Origin of the sequence: Streptomyces sp. NPDC051921, assembly GCF_040680975.1 — a bacterium.
Classification (GTDB): Bacteria; Actinomycetota; Actinomycetes; order Streptomycetales; family Streptomycetaceae; genus Streptomyces.
In genome coordinates, this window is record NZ_JBFAXU010000025.1 from 1 (window position 1) to 23,695 (window position 23,695).

The window sequence follows — 23,695 nt, forward strand, 5'->3', positions numbered from 1 at the left end:
TCGTGCCGCTGGACGAGCCGGCGGATCACGGTGTGGGCGCGGTCCAGGTCGAAGTCGTCCGACGACAGTTCCAGGTAGAGGTGGGTGGAGACGTCACCCAGCTCGAACAGACCCGACCGGCCCAGCCAGTAGGCGTGCTGCACGTCCGTCAGACCGAACGGCTCGTACCGCCCCGCCGCATCGGGCACCACATCCACCACCGCCGAAGCACCCGTTGCGGTCTCCGGCGACGTCAGCATGGTGTCGACCAGCTCGATCAGCGCCCGCAGCGTCGGCGACCCGACGAGATCCGGCAGCGACGGGGCCGTGCCCAGCTCCGACTCCACCGTCAGCTGGAACTCGGTCGCCTGGAGCGACTCCAGGAAGAGCGGTTCGTCCGGGTCCGAAGGACCCTCCCGCCCGGTGATCCGCGCGTAGCGGTCGCTCAGGTAGGCACCGAGGCGGTCGGTGCGCTCGGCGGGTTCGAGAGAGAGCAGGACCGCGGGGTCCGTCGCGCTCGTGCCCACGTGTCCGCTGCTGGTCGGGTTCACTGCATCCCCTCCGGAGTGCCGTTCGGCGAAGCGTCCGCGGACGAGGCCGGTACCGTGCGCAGGCCGGGTTCCGTGCGCGGGACTGAGTACCCGGCCACATTTCCCGCGGGCGCGGGGCACCCGCCACCCCCGAAGGGCTGGCGGAGCAGACCGGACAGCCGGCGACGTCGGCGGTGACCGATCGAGGGGGGCGGGAGGTTGGCCTCTTCGGCCGCGTCCTGCTGGGCTTGGAACGGAGCAGGGCGCCGACGCAGGGTGCAGGGGACTGCCGTCTGCAGAAGGAGCGACCGTGAAAGGCCCCACCCCCAAGCGGAATGTCGGGCGGACCCTGCTCCGCCTCATCCCCGTCCTGGCCGTGCTCGTCGCGGCCGGCGCGTTCATCATCGCCAACCGCACCGAGGCGATCACGCCCGAGGGCAAGCCCGTGACGCTCGCGAAGGCCCTCGACACCTACCGCGCGCATCCGGCGGCATTCCGCGAGGAACTCGGCCAGATCAAGAACCCGGTGGCGCCCAGCAAACAGATCAAGGGCTTCACCAAGCCGAAGGCGGGCGTGTACACGTACGCCACCAGCGGTCAGGACTCGATCATCTACGCGGGTGACAGCTACAAGCGGCCGTTCCCGAAGCAGACCTACGCGCGGGTCCACCACTCCAGCGGCTGCGTGTGGGAGCTGTACTTCGCCCCGATCGAGGAGCACGTCGACGCCCACCGCCAGTGCAGCGGACGGGGCGAGTACCTGTGTCTCGCCCACATGCAGAAGGTGAGCTTCGCGGGCATCGAGGGCGACGAGGCGCACGTCTGCAAGCCCGCGATGGTCCAGGTCGGCGGTGACGCCGTGAAGGCCGGCGGCAAGGAGGAGACCATCTGCGTCTCCCACGGCAACCGCGCCCGCATCGTCATCAAATACGTCGGGGACGAGAAGGTCGCCGTCGGCGGCGAGTCGCGCGACGCCCACCACGTGCGGATCGACAGCTACGTGAAGGGCGACGGGCTCGACGGCGACGCCGTGGCCGACGTGTGGTTCGACAAGGAGGACGGGCTGTACCTCAAGGTCGTCCGCACCGCCGACGTCAACGTCGACCGCGGCGGCGGCAACAAGGGCACGTACCGCGTCGAGGCCACGTACACCCTGCAGTCCCGCACCCCTCAGGTCTGACCCCGGCCCCAGGGCCGGCACCGGCCGCGCGCACACCGAAGGGCCTGCCTCCCGAAGGAGGCAGGCCCTTCCGCGTGGAGGCCGCCGTCGCTCAGCGCAGCGGCACACCGACCAGCCGGGAGCGGACGCGGTCCAGGAACCTCTCGCGGCTGTCGGCGACGAAGAAGTGCCCGCCGGGCACGACCTCCAGCTCGAACGCGCCGATCGTGTGCAGCCGCCAGGGGTCAGCCAGCGCCACGGGCGCCCGGTCGTCCTCCGTCCCCGCCAGGGCCACGATCCGGCAGTCCAGCGGCACCCCGGGGGTGTAGCGGTAGCTCTCCGCGGCCCTGAACTCGGCGCGCAGTCGCGGCTCCGCCGCCTCGCGCAGCTCGGTGTGCTCCGCGAGCTCGGTCGGCGTCCCCCCGAGCAGCCCGACCTCGTGCCAGAACTCCGCCGGCGGAAGCGCGGCCAACTCCGGTCCGGGGGAGGGGAGATGAGGGGCGACATGGCCGGACGCGAAGAGGGTGTGCGGGCCGTTCGCCCCCTGTCGACGCAGCTCGCGCGCCGTCTCGAAGGCGATCAGCGCGCCCAGGCTGTGCCCGAGGAACGCGAACGGGCGCTGCTCGCCGGACAGCCGCTCCGCGCACGCGACGGCCAGGGCCGGCACCGAACCGGGCTCCGGCCCGGTGGGGGCCGCGGCACCGGCCCCCGCCCACGGGCCGCGCCCCAGCACCCGTACCTCCGCCTCCGGGGCCAGCTCGTCCGCCCAGGACCGGTACATCGCGTCCGAGCCCCCCGCGTGCGGGAAGCAGTACAGGATCATCTGCGACATGGCTCCGCCCCTCAGTCCTCGACCAGCCGCGCGAAGGCCGGGATCACGAACAGCTGGCTCGCGATGGTGATGCCGATCAGCACGGCCACCGCCTTGAGCAGCGCCTCGCCGACGGTGCCGCTCGTCGGTCCCGTCATCAGCGCCCGCATGCCCTCGATGACGTAGGTGAACGGATTCCAGCGGGTCAGCTCGGCCAGCCACGGCTGGAGCAGGTACGGGGGTGCCGCGGCCGGGCTCGCGAACAGCAGCAGCACCGACAGTGGGGCCATCGCCAGCGGGGCCTGCGGGTTGCGGGTACGCAGCGCGACCACGTAGAAGAGGCCGCCGTACGCCACCGACCACAGCGAGCACAGCAGCAGGATGGCCACGACCCCCAGTGCGCCCCGCTCCACGCGCGCTCCGAGCAGCACGCTGATGACCAGCACCACCACGACCGCCGGGACCACCCGGATCGCGTCGAACAGCAGCCGCGAGAGCAGGAGGGCGGTGGGGCGCACCGGCTGGAGGCGCAGCCGGTCGAGGAAGCCGCTCTGCGCGTCCAGGACGAGTGCGGTGGCCGAGTAACCGGAGCCCATCATGCCCGTGAAGAGCAGCAGCCCGGGCGCCATGTACGCGGCGTACGGCGTCACCGGGAAGCCGGGGATGAACGCCATCCGCTCGTAGCTGGACGCCACCAGCGTGATCAGGAACAGCGGGAAGAGGACGGGGAAGGCGAACGCGATGACGGGGCTGCGCACGCCCTCGCGCAGGTTCCGTCCGAGCAGGGTGAGCGTGCCGGAGGTGGCCGCCATCAGAATCCTCCTTGTCCGGTGCTTGCGGTGTTTCCGCTGCCGATGGTCCGGCTGAGGGCCGCCGCCCCGACCGCCGTGCCCGAGCCGACCCCGCTCTCCAGGGTCTCGCCGGTGAGCCGTACGAAGACGTCCTCGATGGTCGGGTCGGCCACGGTCATCCGGTTGAGCGGGAGGCCGGCGTCCCTGAGCCGGGCGAGCAGCTCCGGCAGCAGATCCTCCTTGGCGGACAGGTCGACGCTCAGGACGGAGCCGTCGACCCGGCAGGCCGCGTCCCCGACCAGCGCCGCAGCCGTGTCCCGTACGCCGGCCGCGTCCGCCGGCAGTTTCAGGACCTTGCCGCCGATGCCCTGCTTCAGGCCCTGCGGGGTGTCGATGACCGCGATGCGCCCTTCCTTCAGGATCGCGATCCGGTCGCACAGCGCGTCGGCCTCGTCCAGGTACTGGGTCGTGAGGAACACGGTGCCGCCCTCGTCGCGGAAGCGCCGTACGAACGTCCACAGCGCCCGGCGGCTCTGCGGATCGAGTCCGGTGGTCGGCTCGTCCAGGAACAGCAGCGTGGGCCGGTGCACCAGCGCGAGCGTGGCGTCGAGGCGCCGTCGCATGCCGACCGTGTAGGTGGCGACCAGCCGGTCCGCGACCTCCGTGAGACCGAACGATTCGAGCAGTTCCTCGATCCGGGCCGCGCGCTCGGCGCGCCCCATGCCTCCGCCGTCCCCACCGCCCCGGCCGCCGCGGCGGCCGCCGGAGCGGAGCGAGGCGATCAGCTTCAGGTGCTCACGTCCCGTCATCAGCGGGTCGAGCGCGGCCTGCTGGAGCGACAGGCCGATCCGGTCCCGGACCTGCTCGCGCTGCGCGACGACGTCGAACCCCAGGACCCGGGCCCGGCCCGAGGTCGGCCGGATGAGCGTCGACAGGACCCGTACGGTGGTCGTCTTGCCGGCCCCGTTGCGCCCGAGGTAACCGAACACCTCCCCGGCGCGCACCGTGAAGTCGACCTCGCCGAGCGCGACCGTTCCGTCGTCGTACGCCTTGTGGAGACCTTCTACCTCAATGGTGGTCATGGGGTCAGCGTGGGCGGGTGGCCCCCGACGCCGACAGCGCGGATCGGAGCGTCGTTCGTGCGCGCGCCGCGTCCGAACGGGGTGCCCGGTCGGCCTCCCCGGACGTGCTGCGGCACGGGCGTCCTGTTTGCCCTGTGAGCGGAGCCCCGGACCGGGCTACAACGGAGGACCGGACCGTACGAGACCGAGGGGACTTCGTGAGCGTCTTTCCCAGTGCCGACTGGCTGCAGTCATATGTCCGGCTCATCAACGACTCGGAGGAGTTCGAGGAAGCGGCGAGTACGTTCGAGGCGGACATCGCCTTCGTCTTCGAGGCGGAGGAGGAGAGCGGCGTCCCGGCCGACGTCTGGTGCCTCACCGAGTTCGGCGGCGGCAAGTGCAAGTGGGCGGAGTACGACGTCGGGGAGGACCGGGCCAAGGACTCCACCTTCGTGATCCGAGCCCCGTACACCTCGTGGAAGGGCGTGATCGCGGGGGAGATCGACCCGATCGAGGGCATGCTCGACGGCGATCTGATGGTGACCGGCCACCTGCCGACGCTGCTGCGCTACGTGCGCGCCACCGACGAACTGGTCTCCCTCGCCGCGCACGTGTCGAGCAGCTTCGTCGACGAGATGAGCTGAGCCGAGCCGAGCCGGGCCGAGCCGGGCCGAGCCGGGCCGAGCCGGGCCGAGCCCGGCCGAGCCGGGCCGAGCCCGGCCGATCCGAGCGAAGGGGGCCGGTCCACGGGGGAGCACCCCGGTGGGCCGGCCCTTCGCGCAGCGCGGCGCCGGCACGGGACCGATACCTGCACGGGCCCGGTACCTGCACGTGCACCGCCACCGCCGGCCGGCACGGCACCTGCACCGCCGGCCGGCACGGCACTTGCACCGCCAGCCGGCACGGCACCGCCACCGGCACGGCACCTGCACCCGCCGCCGGCACCGCCCAGCACCGCCACCGGCACGGCACCTGCACCCGCCGCCGGCACCGCACGGCACCGCCACCGGCACGGGACCGGTCGGACGCGCGCGTGGGCCCCGCCGCAGCGGCGGGGCCCACGGGGTCCGGGCGTCGGAGCCGGTGCCGGACGCGTCAGCGCGCCCCGCACACCACCTGGAGCGCTCCGGTCAGATACATGTCCCGGCACGCGCCGCGCCGCTTCTTGCCGGACGAGGTCCTCGGCAGCGTCGCCGCGCGCACCACGACGACCTCGGCCGGGGCGTGCTGCACCACCGTCCGCAGCCGGTCGAAGAGTTCACGGGCCGTGCGCCGCAGGGTCTCCTCGCCCCCCACTCCCTCCGCGACGACCACCATGCGCTCGGCGTCCGGCAGCGAGAAGGCGATCACATGGCCCGGGCGCACGCCGGGGACGCCCTCGGCGGCGATCTCGTAGTCCTCGGGATACAGGTTGCGCCCGCCCACGATGATCATGTCCTTGATCCGGCCGCAGACGTACAGCTCGCCCTCGTACAGGAATCCGAGGTCGCCGGTGCGCAGGCGGCCGTCCTCCAGGATCCCGGAGCCGGCCGGCGGCGCCCCGGGGCCCGTCCAGTAGCCACCCGTCACCCCGGGCCCGCGCACCTGCACCTCGCCGATGTGGCCCTCGGGCAGTTCCTCCCCGCTCGCGGCGTGGACGGTCACCTCGGTTCCCCGCAGCGGCCGCCCGCAGGACACCAGCGGGCGGGCCGGCCGCGGGTACTCGCCACCGGACGGGCCCTCGCCGGGGGAGAGGATCCGCACCGCACGGTCCGCCGAAGCGGCGCTCACGACCAGCGTCGTCTCAGCCATCCCATATGTCGGACACAGGCTCTCGACGGGCATCCCGGACTTGCCGAGCACCTGCAGCGTCTCGTCGACGATGTCCGCGGTGACCGGCTCCGCGCCGTTGATCGCCACCCGGAGCCGGGACAGGTCCAGGTTCGCGGGGCGCAGCTGCTGGGCCTTCGCGGCCAGCCGGTACGCGGAGTTGGGCGCCGCCGTGATCTCGGCGCGCCACGTGCTGACCGTCTCCATCCAGCACGACGGCCGGCGCAGGAAGTTCTCCGTGGGCAGCACCACCGTGTGCACGCCCTGGGAGAGAAGGCCGACCACGGAGACGATGCCCATGTCGTGGTAGAAGGGCAGCCAGCTCACATAGGTGTGGCCCGGCCGCATGTCCAGGGTCTCCATGCAGGTCAGCACGTTGCCGATGAGCTGCCCCTGCAGCACGGGAACGGCCTTCGACGTTCCGGTCGTCCCCGACGTGAACTGCAGCATGCCCAGCCGGTCGGCCTCCGGCACGGGAGGAACGGGACCGGCACCGCCCGCCGTCGCCTCGTCCAGGCCGAGCACGCGGACCCCGTCGAGGTCCCCGACGCCCGCGGACGGGCTCCCGTCGGCCGGTCGCACGGCCCGCCCGAGCAGCGCCCGCAACTCCGGTGCCCGGTCCGTGATCAGGGCCTTCGCCCCGGAGACCGCCACTCGGTGGGCGATCAGCGCCCGGGTCTCCGTGTCGTCCGCGCGCCGCTCGTGCGGCAGCATCACCGGTACGGCCCCGAGGCGCCACAGACCGAACAGGGCGAGCAGCATCCGGGGCGTGGTGGGCGCGAGGACGCACACCCGGTCGCCCGGGGCCACGCCGAGGTGCCGGAGGCCGACGGCCGTGGCCGTCGCGCGCTCGTCGAGTTCACGCAGACTCAGTCGGGTCGGCCGCATCGACGCGTCGAGCACGGTCAGCGAACCGCCGTGCTCCGCGGCCCGCCGCACGGCCTGGGGTATCGAGGTCTGTGCCATTCCCATGTGGCCCCACGCTAGGCAGTCGCGCGCGGGGCGCAGGGCGTCCTCCGGCGGGTCCGAGCGAGGGTGCCCGATCGGCCCGACCGGGCGACGCGTCCACCGCTCCGGGCGGCCCGGCCGGAGCGCCGTGGCCCTTCCGGTGGGGGTGGCGTGAACAATTCGGTCCGCAGGACGAGGCTGTTGGCCTCGTTGCCTGGTGGTGCCTGGGTGGATACTGTCACGGCTACTAGCACCGCATAGTAGGACCCTGTTGAAATGCTTTGCCGCCGAAGGCGGAACGGGGTTCCGGTGCGAGCACGAGTGCCTTTCGGCACGTCACGGCAAGAAAATGTTCCGCAGCGTCACCATGCTCCACCGCTCTACCACCACCGTCGGCCAGGAGAAATGGCGGGCGGCCCGAAGCTGGTAAGCAACCAAGGAGGCCCCGTCGTGACCGAGACGGTCCACACCCCTGTCCAGGAGTACCTGCGGGAGACCGAGGAGGGACTGGACGTCGCTCTCGTCGTCCCCAACGAGATGGCGAGGCTCGGTCTGAAGACCATGCTGTCCGCCATCAGTATTCGGCACCTGGTCGAGGCCGAATCCTGTCAGGCCCTCACGAACATTCTGGATCGAATACCCGTCGACCTGGTCATCATGTCCTGTACGGGGCACGAGTTCGACGTACTCGAAGAGTCGCTCCGTGAAGTGGCCGAAAAAGGCGTCAAAGTGCTCTTCCTGCTGGAGAGCGCCGCCCAGCACATGATTGTGCAGGCGGCGTGTTTACCCGTCGACGGATTTCTCATTCAGTCGGAGCTGACCAGGGCGGATCTCGTCGACGCCCTGCGCAGGATCTCCATAGGCGAGATCTCCATGCCGTCCACGCTCGCCCGCCAGCTGCTCTCGCAGGTGCGGGAGCGCGGCGGTGTGAACTCGCCACGCCCCGTCTCCCTCACCCCCCGCGAACAGCAGGTCCTGTCCCTCGTGGCCGACGGTCTGAGCAACAAGCAGATCGCCCGCAGGCTCGCGATCTCCGAGCACGGGGCCAAGCGGCACGTCGCCAACGTTCTCGCCAAACTCAACAGCCCCAACCGGACGCTGGCCGTCGTCACCGCGCTCAAGGAGGGGCTCCTCCCCGCCCAGGCGTGAGGGCAGCCCTCACCGGGAGCCGGTCCCCTCCTCGCGCGGCCGCCAGGTGCGCAGGCGGAGGCTGTTGCCCACGACCAGCAGCGAACTGCCCGACATCGCCAGCGCGGCGAGCATGGGATTGAGCAGACCGACCGCGGCCACCGGGATCAGGAGCACGTTGTAGGTGAAGGCCCAGGTGAGATTGGATCCGATGACGGCCAGGGCTCGCCTGGCCAGTTGCACCGCATGCACCACGGCAACGATGTCGCCCCGGACCAAGGTCACCCCGGCCGCCCCGATGGCCGCGTCGGTCCCCGAACCGAGAGCGATCCCCAATTCGGCACGAGCCAGCGCCACCGCGTCGTTCACCCCGTCCCCCACCACCGCGGGCACCCGGCCCGCCGCCCGCAGTTCCTCGACCACCTCCGCCTTCCGCTCCGGCGACGCCGACCAGTGCACCTCGTCGACACCGAGCTCCGCCGCCACGCGCCGGGCCGCGCCCGGACCGTCCCCGGTGAGCAGGACCGTACGCAGACCCATCGCGTGCAGCCGCTCGACGGTCCGGGCGCTGCCGGGGCGCAGCGCATCGCCCAGCACCAGTACCGCGACCGCCGCGTCGTCCACCTCCACCACGACCGCCGTACGGCCGGCCGTGTCGGCCTCCTCCAGCGCGGCGGCCAGTTCCGCGGGCAGCGCGGCGGCCGCGCGGGGCCGCAGCACCCGCACGCGCCGTCCCTCGACGTTCCCCTCGACACCCGTCCCGGCCACCGCCGAGAACCCGGTCACCTCGGGTCGCCCCGGGGCCGTTCGCGGCCCGTCCCCGTCCCGCGGGGCCGTCAGCCGCTCGTCCCCGTCCGCGCCCGCGTGCCCCGCGGCCGTGCCGGGGCGGGTCACGTCCGGCGACTCCTCGCGAGCGCCCCGACCCCGCCGGGCCCCCGCGGCCCCACGGCCGCCACCGGCGCCGGCGGCGCCGACCTCGGCGACGGCCCGGCCGATCGGATGCTCCGACAGGCGCTCCACCGCCCCGGCGAGCCGCAGGACCTCGTCCCGGCTCCACCCGGCCGCGGTCACCGCCCCGAGCAACCGCATCCGCCCCGTCGTCAGCGTCCCGGTCTTGTCCAGGACCACCGTGTCGATCTCCCTCAGCCGTTCCAGGACCTCGGGGCCCTTGATCAGCACTCCCAGCTGGGCCCCGCGCCCGGTCGCCGCCAGCAGCGCCGTCGGCGTGGCCAGCCCCAGCGCGCACGGGCACGCCACCACGAGCATCGCGACCCCGGTGGTGACTGCGCCCTGCGGCGTGGCACCCGCGCCCAGCCAGAAGGCCGTCACCGTCACCGCGAGCGCGAGCACCGTCGGGACGAACACCCCGGCCACCCGGTCCGCCAGCCGCTGCGCCCGGGCCTTGCCCGCCTGGGCGTCCACCACCAGCGCGGTGATCCGGGCGAGTCGGGTGTCCGCGCCGACCGCGGTGGCCCGCACGACCAGGCTGCCGCCGAGGTCCAGGGTGCCGCCGGTGACCCGGTCTCCCGGGCCCGCCTCCACCGGGACGCTCTCACCGGTAAGCATCGACACGTCGAGGACCGCGCTGCCGCGCACGACCTCCCCGTCGGTCGCGACCCGTTCACCCGGCCGTACGAGGAAGTGGTGACCGGGCAGCAGCCGCTCGACCGGGATCCGCCGCTCCGTTCCGGTGCCGTCCGCGTCGACGACGCTCACGTCCTTGACCGCCAGCCCCGCGAGGGCCCGCAGCGCGGACCCCGTGCGCCGGCGGGCCCGGGCCTCCAGGAGCCGTCCGCACAGCACGAACAGCGGCACGCCGACGGTCGCCTCCAGGTAGACATGTGCGTCACCGGAGCTCGCCGTGAGCGAGAACGGCATCCGCATGCCCGGCGTCCCCGCGCCACCGAGGAACAACGCGTAGGCGGACCAGAGATACGACGCCACGACCCCCAGGCTCACCAGGGTGTCCATCGTGGCCGTGCGGTGCCGCAGCGCGCGCAGCGCGTCCCGGTGGAACGACTCGGCGCCCCACAGCGCCACGGGCGTCGCCAACAGGAAGCACACCCACTGCCAGTTCAGGAACTGCAGCGACGGCACCATCGACACGCCCATGACCGGAAGCGCCAGGAGCGCCACCAGACCGACCCGCATCCGTGCCTCGCCGTCGTCGCCCTCCTCGCCCGTCACCGCGCCCGGACCGGCGGTCCCGGCCGCGACCGGCTCGGCCGTGTACCCGGCCCGCTCGACCGCGGCCACCAGCAGATCCACCGGAACCTCCGGCGGATGCAGCACCCTGGCCCGGCCGGTGGCGAGGTTGACCCCCGACCTGACCCCCTCGATCCGCCCGAGCCGCTTCTCCACCCGCGCCACACACGCGGCGCAGGTCATCCCGCCGACCGCGAGATCCGTGGTCACCAGTTCCCCGGTCTCCTCGCCAGGGGGCGTCGTGCCGGTCACGACCTTCGTCATCGACTCTCTCCCATCCCGGTCATGCCGCTCCCGTGCCGCCACGACTCCTCGCGCGGCGGACTCCACCCGGGCCGCATCTCCGGCGGCACGGGACCCACCGCCCGACCGACCAGCAGCGCGGCCACGAACAGCACGCCGAGCAGCAGCAGATACCCGGCGGGCCCGCGCACCCAGGCGGTGCGCCCCTCGCCCGCGAACGGGCGTCGTCGTATGTCCTCGTGCGTCCTCATGCCGATGCTGTCGCGTACGCGACGCGGTGAGTTCCCGGCCGTCGCCGATCGCCCGCCGTCGGCCCTCCCCGGCTCCGCGCCCCACCGTCCTGCGTGACCTGACGTCACCACCGCGTCGGGCGCCAGGTCCTCGGCCGGAAGTCCACGGGGAGCCGGCTCCATATCGGCTTTCCTGCGCAACGCGCAAGAGCATCGACGAGGAATTCCCGGCCCGCGCACTAGACTGGCGGGCTGTTTGGCGACGCCGGATCGGAACAACCCGGGCAGACCCGGGCTCCACCGGCGACCCGGACGTTTCCGGGAGCGAGACACGAGGGCCGATGTCAGCGACACCTGAGCACGGTGAACTCACACTGCTCGACGACGGGGAAAGGGGCGAAGAGCCCGGCAAGGCGGCCCGGTTCTCCGCCGGGCCCACCGCCCCGGCCCGTACGCTCGTCGACATCCTCGAGGCGACCGTCCTGGCACACCCCGACGAACCCGCCCTCGACGACGGATCCGTCCGGCTGACCTACCGTGCGCTGGCGACCGAGGTCGAGCGTGGCCGGCGCGCCCTCGCCGCGGCCGGGGTCGGGCTCGGCGACCGGGTCGGCGTCCGTGTGCCCTCCGGGACCAACGAGTTGTACGTGGCCATCCTCGCCGTGCTCGCCGCAGGGGCCGCCTACGTGCCGGTCGACGCCGAGGACCCGGACGAGCGGGCCGATCTGGTCTTCGGCGAGGCCGGGGTGTGCGCGGTGCTCGGCCCCGGACGGTCCGTCGAGATCACCGGGGCCCCTGGGCCCGGCCGCACCGCCGGGGCCCCCGCTGCCCGCCCCGGACCCGAGCACGACGCGTGGATCATCTTCACCTCCGGCTCCACCGGCACGCCCAAGGGCGTCGCCGTCGGCCACCGCAGCGCCGCCGCCTTCGTGGACGCCGAGGCCGCGCTCTTCCTCACCGAGGAACCGATCGGCCCCGGCGACCGGGTCATGGCCGGACTGTCGGTCGCCTTCGACGCCTCCTGCGAGGAGATGTGGCTGGCCTGGCGCCACGGTGCCTGCCTCGTGCCCGTCCCGCGCTCCCAGGTGCGCAGCGGCGCCGACCTCGGTCCGTGGCTGGTGGCACAGGAGATCACGGTGGTCTCCACCGTGCCGACCCTGGCCGCGCTCTGGGAACCCAAGGACCTGGGCGAGGTCCGGTTGCTGATCTTCGGCGGGGAGGCGTGTCCGCCCGAACTGGCCCAGCGCCTGGTCACCGAGGGCCGCGAGGTATGGAACACGTACGGTCCCACCGAAGCCACCGTCGTCGCCTGCGCCTCGCTCCTCACCGGTGAGGAACCGATCCGCATCGGTCTCCCGTTGAACGGCTGGGAACTGGCCGTGGTCGACGAGTCCGGCGAGCCGGTGCCCATGGGCGGCAGCGGCCAGCTCGTGATCGGCGGCGTCGGCCTGGCCCGCTACCTCGACCCCACGAAGGACGCGGAGAAGTACGCCCCGCTCCCCTCCCTCGGCTGGCAGCGCGCCTACCGCAGCGGCGACCTCGTCCGCGCGGAGCCGGAGGGACTCGTCTTCCTCGGCCGGGGCGACGAACAGATCAAGCTGGGGGGCCGCCGCATCGAACTGGGTGAGGTGGACGCCGCTCTGCAGGCCCTTCCCGGCGTCGCCGGAGCCGCCGCCGCGGTCCGCACCGCGCGCAGCGGCAACCAGCTCCTCGTCGGCTACCTCGTCACCCAGGAGGGATGGGACCGCGCGGCGGCGGTCGAGCGGCTGCGCGCCGAACTGCCGGCGGCCCTCGTACCGCTCCTCGCACCGGTCGACCGGCTGCCGACCCGTACCTCCGGGAAGGTGGACCGCGACGCGCTGCCCTGGCCGGTGCCCGAGCTCGAGCCCGGCGGCCCCGCCGAGCGGCTCCACGGCACCGAGGCCTGGCTCGCCGAGCAGTGGAGCGAGACGCTGGGAGTGGCCGTCACCAGTGCCGCCGACGACTTCTTCGCGATCGGCGGCGGCAGCCTCGGCGCCGCCCAGCTCACCACCCGGCTGCGCGCCCGCTACCCGACCGTGGCCGTGGTGGACGTCTACCAGCGCCCCACCCTCCGCAAGCTGGCCCGCCACCTCGAGCAGTCGGTGCGGGACGACGGCGCGGCCCGGACCGTCGCTCCGGTCCCGTTCCGCTCCCAGGTGACGCAGTCGCTGCTGCTGCTCCCGCTGTTCACCCTGGTCGGGCTGCGCTGGACGGTGGCGCTCCTCGCCCTGGGCAACGTCCTGCACCGGTTCGGGCCCTACCCGTGGGCGCCCACCGCCTCGTGGTGGCTCGTCGCCGCCGGCGCCGTCCTGCTCCACAGTCCGCCCGGCCGGCTGCTCCTCGCGGCCGGCGGCGCACGCCTCCTGCTGCGCGGGGTCGAGCCGGGACGCCACCCGCGTGGCGGAAGCGTGCACCTGCGGCTGTGGACGGCCGAACGACTCGCCGACCTGGTCGGCGCGACCTCCCTCACCGGCTCCTGGCTGGAGCGCTACGCACGCGCCCTCGGAGCCAAGGTCGGCCCCGACGTCGAACTCCACTCCGTGCCTCCCGTGACCGGCATGCTCAAGCTCGGTCGCGGCTGCGCCGTGGAGTCCGAGGTGGACCTCTCCGGGCACTGGCTGGACGGGGACCGACTGGAGATCGGCCCCGTCAGGGTCGGAGCGGACGCGGTCGTCGGCACCCGCAGCGTGCTCTTCCCGGGGGCGCGGGTCGGCAAGCGGGCCGAGGTGGCCCCCGGGTCCGCCGTCACCGGACAGATCCCGACCGGCCAGCGCTGGGCCGGGGTACCCGCCGTCAAGACCGGCAAGGCCAAGCGGAACTGGCCCCAGGAGCGCCCGCCGCGCGCCGCGCACTGGCGCGCCGTGTACGGCGCGACCGGCTTCGGCCTCACGGCCCTGCCCCTGCTCGCCGCCCTGCCGGCGCTGCTCGTCGTGAGCCTGTTCGTGCCCGCCGACGCGGGGCTCGCCGATGCCCTGCGTCACGCGCTGACGGCCGTGGTGCCGGCGGCGCTGGCCTTCGGGCTGGCGTACGCGCTGCTGCTGCTCGTCTCGGTGCGCCTGCTCAGCCTCGGGCTGCGGACCGGGACCCACCCGACGTACAGCCGGGTCGGCTGGCAGGCATGGACCGTGACCCAGCTGATGGACCTCGCCCGGGAGACCCTGTTCCCGTTGTACGCCGGGCTGGTCACCCCCGTGTGGCTACGGCTGCTCGGCATGAGGATCGGCCGGGGCGCCGAGGTGTCCACCGTGCTCGCGCTCCCGAGCCTGACGACCGTCGGCGAAGGCGCGTTCCTCGCCGACGACACCCTGACCGCTCCTTACGAACTGGGCGGGGGATGGGTCCGCATCGGACATTCCGAGATCGGCCGGCGGGCGTTCCTCGGCAACTCCGGAATGACCGCGCCGGGCCGCAGCGTGCCCGACGACGGGCTGGTCGGCGTCCTTTCGGCCACTCCCAAGAAGGCCAAGAAGGGCAGCTCCTACCTGGGCCTGCCGCCGGTCAGGCTGCCGCGAACCGCGGGCGACGCGGACCGGCGCCGCACCTACGACCCGCCCGCGCACCTGTTGTGGGCCCGGGGCCTCGTGGAGCTGTGCCGGCTCGTCCCGGTGTTCTGCTCGGCCACGCTCACCGTCCTGACCGTGGCCGCGCTGTGCGCCCTGGCCGCGGCGAGCGGCGTCGGGGCGGTGGGGGCCGCGCTGCTGTCCGGGGCGGTCCTGCTCGCCGCGGGGGCGACCGCCGCGGTGGTCGCCGTGGCCGCGAAATGGCTGCTCGTGGGCCGTCACCGCACGGGGGAGCACCCGCTGTGGAGCGGCTTCGTGTGGCGCAACGAACTGGCCGACACGTTCGTCGAGGTCCTGGCCGTGCCCTGGCTCGCCGGAGGCGTGCCGGGGACCCCGCTCCTCGCCCTGTGGCTGCGTGGACTGGGCGCCCGGATCGGCCGGGGGGTGTGGTGCGAGAGCTACTGGCTTCCCGAGGCGGACCTGGTGGCGCTGGGAGACGCGGTCACCGTGAACCGCGGCTGTGTGTTGCAGACGCACCTCTTCCACGACCGGATCTTGAGGACGGATACTGTGGTCCTCCGCGAGGGCGCCACCCTGGGCCCGGGCGGAATCGTCCTGCCCGGCAGTGCGGTCGGGGCCCGCAGCACACTGGGACCCGCCTCTCTCGTGATGGCCGGGGAGTCCGTCCCCGCCGACACCCGCTGGCTGGGCAATCCGATCGAGGCGTGGCGGTCCTGAGGGGACTGCGGCGTTCCAGCACGGCGCAGGGAGCGGAAGCGGCAGTGAGCGGCCAGAGGACGACGGCGTCGGACCCGTACTTTCCGGCCAACGGTGATCCCCGCTACCGCGTGCACCGCTACGAGCTCGCACTGGACTACCGTCCCGGCCCCAACCGGCTGGCCGGGACGGCCCGGCTCAGCGCGATCGTCGGCCGGGCGCAGCTCACCGAGTTCGCCCTCGACCTTGCCGGGTTCAAGGTCGGCCGGCTCCAGGTGAACGGCCGGGCACCCCACTACACCCACCGGGGCGGCAAGCTGCGCATCCGGCCGCCCAAGCCCCTTCCCGCCGGCGCGGCCTTCACCGTGGAGGTGCACTGGTCGGGCAACCCCAAGCCGGTGCGCAGTCCCTGGGGCGGCCTGGGCTGGGAGGAGCTGACCGACGGCGCGCTCGTTGCGAGCCAGCCGGTCGGCGCGCCTTCCTGGTACCCGTGCAACGACCGGCCCGCCGACAAGGCCTCCTACCTCGTCTCGGTCAACACCCCCTCCCCGTACGCGGTGGTGGTGGGCGGCCGACTGCTGACGCGGACGACCAAGGCCTCGACGACCACCTGGGTGTACGAGCAGACCGCCCCGACCTCCAGCTACCTGGTCGGCCTGTCCATCGGCATGTACCAGACCGTGCTGCTCGGCGACCCCGGACTCGGCGGTGTTCCGCAGAGCGCCCACGTCCCCGCGCATCTGCTGCCGAAGTTCTCCCGGGACTTCGCCCGGCAGCCCGCGATGATGCGGCTCTTCGAGGAACTGTTCGGCCCCTACCCGCTGGGCGAGTACGCGGTCGTCGTCGCCGACGAGGAGCTGGACGTGCCGGTGGAGGCCCAGGGGCTCTCCCTGTTCGGCGCGAACCACGTGGACGGCGTACGGGGTTCGGAGCGGCTCGTCGCCCATGAGCTCGCACACCAGTGGTTCGGCAACAGCGTGACCATCGCCGACTGGCGGCACATCTGGCTGAACGAGGGCTTCGCGAAGTACGCCGAATGGCTCTGGTCGGAGCGCTCCGACGGCCGCAGCGCACATGAACTGGCCCTCATCGCGCACCGGTTGCTGGCCTCGCAGTCGCAGGACCTGGTGCTGGCCGACCCCGGTCGCAAGCTGATGTTCGACGACCGCCTGTATCTGCGTGGGGGCCTCGCTGTGCACGCGATCCGCTGTGCGCTGGGTGACGGGGCGTTCTTCCGCATGCTGCGCGACTGGACCGGCATGAACCGCCACGGCGTGGTGACCACCGCGGGCTTCGCCGCCCATGTGGCCCGCTACGCGGCCGAGCCGGTGGACGGCCTGCTCTCGTCCTGGCTCCACGAGACCGCCCTCCCCCCGCTGCCCGCATGTCCGCCCGGTACGGGCCACCCGCCGACGAACCCGTGACGCGCGCTCGCGTGCGGCCACGCCCGACCTGACCTGACCTGACCGACAAAGGTGGCCGGCCGGAGCTGACGACCGGGCTGGACGGGGGTGCTCGGCCGCGTCCTGGCAGCCTCACCGCGCGCGGCGCCGGCGGCGGACCCTGCGCGCGCGGGCGGTCCGGCGCGCGGCGCCGACCAGCCCCCCAGCGCCCCCTGGCAGGAACGCTCCTCCTGCCGGACTCAGCTCGTGCGGACTCCTCGGTCCTGACACCGCGGCCCACGGCTCGCGGCTCGCCGCTCGCGGCCCGCGGTCCACGGTCCACGGGCCGGGAGCTCCCGGCCCTGGGCCCGCGAGCTCCCGGCCCGCTGCCCGTCGGCGGCTGACCGCAGTGATCCGTTGCGGCGGATTCGCCGCCCGACGCCCGGGCGTCGGCGAAGATGGGGGCGTCACCTGTAACGAGCACCGTCAAGAGGACATGAGGAGCGACGGAAGATGCCCCCTTCCGGGTCCGGTTCGAGACCGCCCACGATCGCCGACGTCGCCAGTGCCGCCGGCGTGTCGCGTACGACGGTCTCCCACGCCCTCAACGGGATCGGCAAGGTCGACCCCCGGACCCGGGCGCACGTCAAGCAGGTCGCCGCAGACCTGGGGTACCGGCCCAACCTGCGGGCGCAACGGCTGCGGCGCGGTGAGGCCAGGGCCATCGGGCTCGCCTCGTCGATGCCGTTCGCGGTGGCCGGCGGGCCGTCCCGGCTCGGGTTCTACATGGAGGTCGCCGCCGCTGCCGCCGAGAGCGCCCTCCTGCACGAGTACGCGCTCGTGCTCGTTCCGCCCGTGCAGTCCGGGGCCGCGCTGTACTCCGTCGACATCGACGGGGCGATCGTCGTCGAGCCCGACGTCGACGACGCGGCGGCGGTGGTGCTGAAGGAGCGAGGACTGCCGTACGTGGCGCTCGGCCGCCCCGTCTCGCCGGACGCGGACGTGCCGTACGTCGACCTGCGCGGCGGCCAGGTCGCCGAGGTGCTGCTGACCCATCTGCGCGAGCAGGGGGCCCGGCGGCCGGCCCTGATCGTCGGTTCCGGTGCGCGGCACTCGTCGGTCGACGCCCGCGCGGCCTTCGAGCGGCTCGCGAAGGAACACGGCTGGGAGCCGATCGTGGCGACCGCCCCCGAGTCGGGCGGCGAGCAGGCGGGCTACGAGTGCTGTGCCGCCCTGCTCGCCGAGCACCCCGGCATCGACGCGGTGTGCGCCCTCGTGGACGCCTTCGCGGTCGGCGCGGTGCGGGCGATCCGGGACAGCGGGCGGGCCGTCCCGGACGACGTCATGGTCGTCACCCGCTACGACGGCCTCCGCGCCCGCACCTGCGAGCCGCCGCTGACCGCCGTCGACCTCCACCTGGTCCGCGCGTCCGCCGCGGCCGTGGAGCTGCTGCTGGGCCGGCTGCGCGGCGAGGCCGCCGCTCCGGTGGCCACGGTGCCCGCGCCGACGGTGATCGCCCGGGCGTCGTCGTTGCGCCGTACGTCCGGCACCTGATCCCCCGACCCGGACCGCGGGGCGGGGGAGGGTGCGCCTCCCTCGTACGGTCAGGGCCCGAGCATCAGGACCACACCGGACACCAGGGCGAAGACGAGCACGAACAGACGCATCCGGCGCGCGTCCACCCGGTGGTGCACCAGGCGGCTCAGCCACGCGCCCGCGGCGATCGCGGGCGTCAGGGCGAGCGCCCACCCGAGGTCCGCCGGGTCGCCCTGCCCGGTCCCGAACAACAGGACCAGCGAGGCGACCTCACCCACGAGGAAGCACAGGGCGACGGTGGAACGCAGCTCGCCCGGCGGCCGGTGCTGGTAGACCAGGGCCAGCGGCGGGCCGCCGACCCCCGTCGCGGTCTCGGTGAGGCCGGTCACCACGCCCGCGCCCACATAGGCGGCCCTGCCGGGTGTGAAGACGGGGGCCGCCAGGCTGACGACGGCCGCGAACACCGTCGCGAGGCCGACGAACAGACCGAGACCGTCGTCCGGGACGAGCCACAGCAACGCCAGACCACCGGGCGTGGCGGCCAGCCGCGCGCCGGCGATCCACCCCGCGCCCCGCAGGTCGAGCGCGGCCCGTTCGCGCCAGGCGACGTACAGGTTGAGGGGAACCATCGACGCCAGGACGAACACCGGGAGCAGGCCGGGATCGAGGAGCCCGGCCACCGGGGCGACGATCAGGGCGAAGCCGAGACCGCTGCTGCCCTGGACGAAGGAGGCGGCGGTCACGGTGACGGCGAGCACCGCCAGCGTCTCGACGGTCACCGCGCGGTGCTCCGTTCCCTTGCCGCCGTGGAGGTGGGGTGCGCCCGGGTGATCGCCGCCCGGCCGACGGCCTCGTGGGCCAGTTCGGCCGCGCGTCGCACGAGGGCGTGGTCGTCCCAGCCCACGGGCCGGCCGCGCCGGAGCCGCAGGCGCCCTTCCACGAACACGGCGGTGATCTGGTCGCGGTTGCCCCGCCGTACGAGTTCCCAGGGCAGGTCCCAGGAGAGCGCGAGCTCCGGGGTGGTGACGTCGACGAGGAGGAAGTCGGCGGCCAGGCCCGGGGCGATCGTTCCGGTGCGGGTGCCGAGGCCCAGGGCGTCGGCGCCGCCGCGGGTGGCGTGCTCCAGCCACGTCCAGCCGGCGCCGCACGAGGAGTCGCCGGTGGCGAGGCCGTACGCGAGCCGCTGGGCGAACTCGGCCGCCTCGGCGAGCCGGAAGCCGTCCCCGCGGGTCCCGTCGGTGCCGAGACCGAACCGGACACCGCGCTCGGCCATGGCCGTGGCGGGCGCGACGGCGTTGCCCTTCCAGGCGCTGGCCACCGGGTTGTAGCTCACCGCGGTCCCGGTGCCGGCGAGCAGCGTGAGCTCGCGCGGGGTGAGCAACGTGGCGTGTGCGGCGAGCAGTTGGGGGCCGAGCGCGCCGATCGCGTGCAGGTGTTCCAGGGGGCGCAGGCCGTGGCGTAGCAGCGAGCGCTCGACCGCGGCCAGGTGCTCGTTGACGTGGATCTGGACGACCGCCCCGGCCTCGGCGGCGAGCCGGGCGGTGCGCCGCAGGGTCTCCTCGGTGGCGGCCTCGGGGACGGAGACGGCGAGGGAGGCGTGGACGAGGGGGTCGCCCTCGTGGCGGGCGAGGTGCTTCTCGGCGCGGTCGAGGACGGCGTCGCGGTCGTGCAGGGTGGGGTCGTGCACGGTGGGTTCGGGGGCGGCGCGGCCGGGGAGACGGCGGCCGTGGACGGAGCGGTCGGGGACTCCGGGGACCGAGCCGGTGCGGTCCGGCCCGGCCGGGGGCGGGTCCGAAGGGGCCCGGTCGTCGGCGTCGTTGCACACCAGTCCGAGGACGCAGCGGATGCCGGCGTCGCGCGTGGCGGACGCGACCACGTCGACGTCGACGTCCGCGCGGGTCCCGGCGTCGGCGACGGTGGTGAAGCCGCCCCGCAGCGCTTCCAGTGCGGCCAGCTTGGCCGCCACGTAAGCCGATTCCTCGTCCAGCGAGCCCTCCAGCGGCACCCACACCCGGCGGAAGATCTCCGAGGGCTCACCGAAGGCGAGCGCCGAGCCGAAGCTCTGGGTGAGGTGGTGGTGGGCGTCCACGAAGCCGGGCATCAGGAGCTGCCCGGGCAGGCGTACGGGGTCGAGCCCCGGATGGCGGCGGAGCAGTTCTGCGGCCGGTCCCACCGCGGTGAAGGAACCGTCGGCCACGGCGACCGCGTGGCCGTCCGCGGGGCCTTCGGGCAGGAGGACGGCGTCCGGGAGCAGAAGGAGCGGGCCGGGGCGTTCGAGGAGCTCGTGCGTGTGCTGGTTCATCGGTCGCTTTCCGCGCGGAAGGTGGACAGGCGGGCGGCCACACCCGGCCTGACGTGGTGGAAGAGGACGTTGAGCACGGCGGCGACGAACGCGCCGACGGCGACGCCGCTTTCGAGGAGGATGCGCACGTTCGGCGGGAAGCCGGCGTACACCCCGGGGACGAGGATCGGCAGCAGGCCGAGGGCCAGGGCGACGGCCACCACGAACGTGCTGGTGTGCCGGTCGAGATCGGCGCGGCCCAGCATCTGGACGCCGAGCACGGTGATCACGGCGAACACGACCATGGCGGTGCCGCCGACGACGGCGGAGGGGATGACGCTGATCGCCCGGGTCACCGGGGCGAGGAATCCGATGACGATGAGGACGACGCCGGCCGTGGCGGTGACGAAGCGGCTGCGTACGCCGGTGACGCGGACGATCCCGATGTTCTCGCCGCTGGTGACCATGAGCGGCAGGCCGAAGAACCCGCCGAGGAGCGAGGTGAGGGCGTCCCCGCGGACGGTCTTGGGCACGTCGGTGCGCCGGTCGATCTCCTTGCCGACGGCCTCGGCGTTGATGACGGTCTGGCCGGTGGCCTCCGCCATCGAGGCGAGGCTGTAGAGCATCAGCGGCAGCGCGGCGAGCAGGTCGAACTGCGGGGAGCCGAACGGCAACAGGTGCGGCAGGCCGACCAGTCCGCCCTCGGCGGCCCGGCCGAGGTCGACGCGGCCGAGGGCGACCGCGAGCGCGGTGCCGGCGAGCAGCCCCAGCATGACCGCGAGTTGGCGTACGACACCGCTGGACAGCAGGTGGATGACGACCGTGGACCCGATCGTCGCGATGCCGAGTGCGAGGTTCGTCGGCTCGGCGAAGCCCGGCTGACCGGGGCGTCCGGTGACGAGGACGGCGCCGACCTTCACGAGGTTGACGCCCACGATGACGATCATCGTGCCGATGACGAGGGCGGGGAAGAAGCGGAGGAGCCGTGAGAAGACGGGCAGCACGACGAAGGTGAAGAGCGCGGTCAGGATGACCGCGCCGCACGCCGTGGGCAGGCCGTGCTGTCCGGCGATGGCGAGGAAGAGCACGAGCGGCGCGCCGCCCGGCAGCATCATGAAGGGCAGCCGGGGCCCGAACTTCCATGGACCGAGGGACTGGACGAGGGAGCCGACGCCGGAGAGCACGAAGGCGGCGGAGAGCAGGTCGACGGTCAGACCGGCGTCGAGCCGCAGGGTGGCGCTCATCAGGAAGATCGCCGAGATCGGCGTGGCGGCCATGACGAGGACGTGCTGGATTCCGAAGAGCAGGATCCGGCCCAAGGGGCGTGACGCGTCGACGGGATGGACGTCCGCGGGCCGGTGGGCCTGCTGCAGGGGCGGTTGATCCGTGCGGGGCGGGGACTGACGGGGACGGGACACGTTCGAGCTCCGATCGGCGTTCGACACGTCGGGGGTTCAGCCGCGATCCGGCCCTGGACGGGGAGCCAAAGCGAGTGGCCAAATCGATTTGGCCGTCAGTATGGGAGGGGCTCGCCGGGGGCGTCAAGGGTTCTGGGCGGCGAAGTGTTCGCAGGGTGGGGCAACGAATTCCGTAGTCTCGGCGGCACTTGGCCATCGATTCGTAAGTTACCGCTCGGTGTTCCTTTGGAAACATGAGCGCACGCCTTGCGCGCGAGCCTGCCCATCCGCCAGGATCTGTCTCCGGCCCGGGTCTGTCCGCCCCGGCCCCACGCCTCCCTGTCTGGACGCCTGGTCGCGCACCGGCAACCCCGTGCCGCCAGCCGGTGAACCGCCCGATCCGCGCGGCCGCCCGGATGCCCCCTTCGAGGCTCACTTCGCGGCCCGGCGCTCCCCTCGCGACCTGGCGCCGCCCTCCTCTCATTCACCTACCCCCAGGCAAGGCAGAGATGGCACCACTGGCCCCGGGCCGACGATCCCGCACCACCACGCATCCGGTGGACGAGGTCCTTCCGCTCCCCGCCCTTTCGCTCTACGGAATCCAGCACGTCCTGGCGTTCTACGCCGGTGCGGTGCTCGTTCCGGTCCTGCTGGGGAGCAGCCTCGGACTCTCGCGGCAGGAGCTCGTCTACCTGATCAACGCCGACCTGGTCACGGCCGGGATCGCGACCGTCATCCAGGCGTGGGGCTTCTGGCGGATCGGCGCCAGGCTGCCGCTCGTCCAGGGCGCCACGTTCACGGCCGTACCGCCCATGATCGCCATCGGTCAGGGCGCGGGCGGCGGCACCGCCGGGCTGCTCGTGGTGTACGGCGCCGTGATCGCCGGCGGGCTCGCCGCCTTCCTCTTCGCCCCCTTCGCCGGGAGGATGACCAGGTACTTCCCCCCGATCGTCACCGGCACCCTCCTCACGGTCATCGGCATCGTCCTCATACCGGTCGCGCTCCAGGACGTCGGAGGCGGCTCGGCGCTCCTCGGCGGCCCGCACTACGGGGACGCCGAGCACCTCGCGTACGCGGGCGGGACACTCCTGTTCATCCTGCTCGTGGTGCGCTTCGGCGGGCCCTTCCTGCGCAGCGTCGCGGTCCTGCTCGGACTGGTGGGAGGCACCACCGTCGCCTGGCTGCTGGGCGACGCCGACCTCGGGGCGGTCGACCAGGCCGACTGGCTAGGCGTCAGCACCCCCTTCCACTACGGGCTGCCGCACTTCTCCGTGTTCCCGGTGCTGGCGATGATCGTCGTCATGCTCATCACCATGGTGGAGACCACCGGAGACGTGTACGCGATGGGCGAGATCACCGGCCGGGAGGTCGACGGCGACACGGTCAGCCGCGCGCTGCGGGCCGACGGACTCGCCACCGTGCTCGGCGGCGTCTTCAACTCCTTCCCGTACGTGGCCTTCGCCGAGAACATCGGCCTGGTCCGGATGTCCCGCGTGACCAGCCGGTTCGTCGTCGTGGCGGCCGGAGTCCTCATGATCCTCCTCGGCCTGGTGCCGAAGGCCGGCGCGGTGGTGGCCTCGGTGCCCCACCCGGTGCTCGGCGGCGCGGCCGTCGTGATGTTCGGCATGGTCGCGACGGTCGGCATCCAGATCCTCTCCAAGGTCGACCTGAAGGAGGAACGCAACGCCCTCATCCTGGCCGTCAGCCTCGGTGCCGCGATGCTCCCGAACGCCGTCGCACCCTTCTTCGAGCGCATGCCCACCGAGGTACGGGCCGTGCTGGGCAGCGGCATCACCCTCGGCACGCTGTCGGCGGTCCTGCTGAACCTCTTCTTCCATCTGTTCGAGAGCCGTCGCACACGGAGCGACATCGACTGGGAGGCGCTGACCCCGTACGACGACGGGACGGAACCGCAGCCCGCAGGGACCCGCTGACCCCGCTCCCGTGCCGCGCAGCCCCCGCTCCGC

Annotated in this window: 17 protein-coding genes; 7 read left to right on the forward strand and 10 right to left on the reverse strand. The window is 73.3% G+C overall.

What is annotated here, in order from left to right; translation table 11 throughout:
- On the reverse strand, positions 1-530 hold a 530-nt coding region (locus tag AB0M16_RS28860), incomplete at its 3' end, for a phosphopantetheine-binding protein (RefSeq protein ID WP_365348008.1).
- Positions 531-819: 289 nt separating this feature from the next.
- Between AB0M16_RS28860 and AB0M16_RS28865 the strand changes: the two genes are divergently transcribed.
- A complete protein-coding gene (locus AB0M16_RS28865) occupies positions 820-1,689 on the forward strand; it encodes a hypothetical protein (RefSeq protein WP_365348010.1) in 870 nt (289 codons plus the stop codon).
- 91 nt (positions 1,690-1,780) lie between these two features.
- Here the strand turns inward: AB0M16_RS28865 and AB0M16_RS28870 are convergent, their stop codons facing one another.
- The 3 genes from AB0M16_RS28870 to AB0M16_RS28880 are packed head-to-tail and all read right to left on the reverse strand — an operon-like array spanning position 1,781 to position 4,352.
- Positions 1,781-2,500 (reverse strand): thioesterase domain-containing protein, encoded by a 720-nt coding sequence (locus AB0M16_RS28870; protein WP_365348012.1) that lies wholly within the window; start codon positions 2,498-2,500, stop codon positions 1,781-1,783.
- Between the two features lie 11 nt (positions 2,501-2,511).
- On the reverse strand, positions 2,512-3,291 hold the full coding sequence (locus AB0M16_RS28875; protein ID WP_365348014.1) for an ABC transporter permease: 780 nt from the start codon (positions 3,289-3,291) through the stop codon (positions 2,512-2,514).
- Positions 3,291-4,352, reverse strand: coding sequence for an ATP-binding cassette domain-containing protein (locus tag AB0M16_RS28880; protein WP_365348016.1), 1,062 nt, complete (start codon positions 4,350-4,352; stop codon positions 3,291-3,293). The genes AB0M16_RS28875 and AB0M16_RS28880 overlap by 1 nt, the downstream gene beginning before the upstream one ends.
- Positions 4,353-4,549: 197 nt before the next feature.
- Between AB0M16_RS28880 and AB0M16_RS28885 the strand changes: the two genes are divergently transcribed.
- The gene (locus tag AB0M16_RS28885; RefSeq protein WP_365348018.1) at positions 4,550-4,975 is read left to right on the forward strand and encodes a hypothetical protein; all 426 of its coding nucleotides are present in this window, start codon (positions 4,550-4,552) and stop codon (positions 4,973-4,975) included.
- Positions 4,976-5,426: 451 nt separating this feature from the next.
- On the opposite strand, the gene AB0M16_RS28890 is transcribed toward AB0M16_RS28885, so the two are convergent.
- The gene (locus AB0M16_RS28890; RefSeq protein ID WP_365348020.1) at positions 5,427-7,112 is read right to left on the reverse strand and encodes an AMP-binding protein; all 1,686 of its coding nucleotides are present in this window, start codon (positions 7,110-7,112) and stop codon (positions 5,427-5,429) included.
- A 426-nt stretch (positions 7,113-7,538) separates the two neighbouring features.
- Between AB0M16_RS28890 and AB0M16_RS28895 the strand changes: the two genes are divergently transcribed.
- The gene (locus tag AB0M16_RS28895; RefSeq protein ID WP_365348022.1) at positions 7,539-8,237 is read left to right on the forward strand and encodes a response regulator transcription factor; all 699 of its coding nucleotides are present in this window, start codon (positions 7,539-7,541) and stop codon (positions 8,235-8,237) included.
- Positions 8,238-8,246: 9 nt separating this feature from the next.
- Here the strand turns inward: AB0M16_RS28895 and AB0M16_RS28900 are convergent, their stop codons facing one another.
- Both AB0M16_RS28900 and AB0M16_RS28905 read right to left on the reverse strand, forming a co-directional pair.
- Positions 8,247-10,685, reverse strand: coding sequence for a cation-translocating P-type ATPase (locus AB0M16_RS28900; protein WP_365348024.1), 2,439 nt, complete (start codon positions 10,683-10,685; stop codon positions 8,247-8,249).
- On the reverse strand, positions 10,682-10,915 hold the full coding sequence (locus tag AB0M16_RS28905) for a hypothetical protein (RefSeq protein WP_365348026.1): 234 nt from the start codon (positions 10,913-10,915) through the stop codon (positions 10,682-10,684). The genes AB0M16_RS28900 and AB0M16_RS28905 overlap by 4 nt, the downstream gene beginning before the upstream one ends.
- A 320-nt stretch (positions 10,916-11,235) precedes the next feature.
- Between AB0M16_RS28905 and AB0M16_RS28910 the strand changes: the two genes are divergently transcribed.
- The 3 genes from AB0M16_RS28910 (at position 11,236) to AB0M16_RS28920 (ending at position 18,068) form a co-directional block, all read left to right on the forward strand.
- A complete protein-coding gene (locus tag AB0M16_RS28910; RefSeq protein WP_365348028.1) occupies positions 11,236-15,153 on the forward strand; it encodes a Pls/PosA family non-ribosomal peptide synthetase in 3,918 nt (1,305 codons plus the stop codon).
- Between the two features lie 44 nt (positions 15,154-15,197).
- Positions 15,198-16,556: a M1 family metallopeptidase gene (locus AB0M16_RS28915; protein ID WP_365348030.1), complete on the forward strand. Its 1,359-nt coding sequence runs from the start codon at positions 15,198-15,200 to the stop codon at positions 16,554-16,556.
- A gap of 471 nt (positions 16,557-17,027) precedes the next feature.
- Entirely contained in the window at positions 17,028-18,068 is a 1,041-nt protein-coding gene (locus AB0M16_RS28920) for a LacI family DNA-binding transcriptional regulator (RefSeq protein WP_365348032.1), read from the forward strand.
- Positions 18,069-18,118: 50 nt separating this feature from the next.
- On the opposite strand, the gene AB0M16_RS28925 is transcribed toward AB0M16_RS28920, so the two are convergent.
- The 3 genes from AB0M16_RS28925 to AB0M16_RS28935 are packed head-to-tail and all read right to left on the reverse strand — an operon-like array spanning position 18,119 to position 21,749.
- Positions 18,119-18,829: a sulfite exporter TauE/SafE family protein gene (locus AB0M16_RS28925; RefSeq protein WP_365348035.1), complete on the reverse strand. Its 711-nt coding sequence runs from the start codon at positions 18,827-18,829 to the stop codon at positions 18,119-18,121.
- On the reverse strand, positions 18,826-20,352 hold the full coding sequence (locus tag AB0M16_RS28930; protein ID WP_365348037.1) for an amidohydrolase family protein: 1,527 nt from the start codon (positions 20,350-20,352) through the stop codon (positions 18,826-18,828). Before AB0M16_RS28930 ends, AB0M16_RS28925 begins: the two co-directional genes overlap by 4 nt.
- Entirely contained in the window at positions 20,349-21,749 is a 1,401-nt protein-coding gene (locus AB0M16_RS28935; RefSeq protein WP_365348039.1) for a uracil-xanthine permease family protein, read from the reverse strand. Before AB0M16_RS28935 ends, AB0M16_RS28930 begins: the two co-directional genes overlap by 4 nt.
- A gap of 488 nt (positions 21,750-22,237) precedes the next feature.
- Between AB0M16_RS28935 and AB0M16_RS28940 the strand changes: the two genes are divergently transcribed.
- A complete protein-coding gene (locus AB0M16_RS28940; RefSeq protein ID WP_365348041.1) occupies positions 22,238-23,662 on the forward strand; it encodes a nucleobase:cation symporter-2 family protein in 1,425 nt (474 codons plus the stop codon).
- Positions 23,663-23,695: the final 33 nt, after the last annotated feature.

What these genes read in the sequence shown, in the direction of transcription:
- AB0M16_RS28870 (WP_365348012.1), bottom strand. Translation starts at nt 2,500, where the DNA reads ATGTCGCAGATGATCCTGTACTGCTTCCCGCACGCGGGGGGCTCGGAC.
- AB0M16_RS28875 (WP_365348014.1), bottom strand. Translation starts at nt 3,291, where the DNA reads ATGGCGGCCACCTCCGGCACGCTCACCCTGCTCGGACGGAACCTGCGC.
- AB0M16_RS28880 (WP_365348016.1), bottom strand. Translation starts at nt 4,352, where the DNA reads ATGACCACCATTGAGGTAGAAGGTCTCCACAAGGCGTACGACGACGGA.
- AB0M16_RS28890 (WP_365348020.1), bottom strand. Translation starts at nt 7,112, where the DNA reads ATGGGAATGGCACAGACCTCGATACCCCAGGCCGTGCGGCGGGCCGCG.
- AB0M16_RS28900 (WP_365348024.1), bottom strand. Translation starts at nt 10,685, where the DNA reads ATGACGAAGGTCGTGACCGGCACGACGCCCCCTGGCGAGGAGACCGGG.
- AB0M16_RS28905 (WP_365348026.1), bottom strand. Translation starts at nt 10,915, where the DNA reads ATGAGGACGCACGAGGACATACGACGACGCCCGTTCGCGGGCGAGGGG.
- AB0M16_RS28910 (WP_365348028.1), top strand. Translation starts at nt 11,236, where the DNA reads ATGTCAGCGACACCTGAGCACGGTGAACTCACACTGCTCGACGACGGG.
- AB0M16_RS28920 (WP_365348032.1), top strand. Translation starts at nt 17,028, where the DNA reads ATGCCCCCTTCCGGGTCCGGTTCGAGACCGCCCACGATCGCCGACGTC.
- AB0M16_RS28930 (WP_365348037.1), bottom strand. Translation starts at nt 20,352, where the DNA reads ATGAACCAGCACACGCACGAGCTCCTCGAACGCCCCGGCCCGCTCCTT.
- AB0M16_RS28940 (WP_365348041.1), top strand. Translation starts at nt 22,238, where the DNA reads ATGGCACCACTGGCCCCGGGCCGACGATCCCGCACCACCACGCATCCG.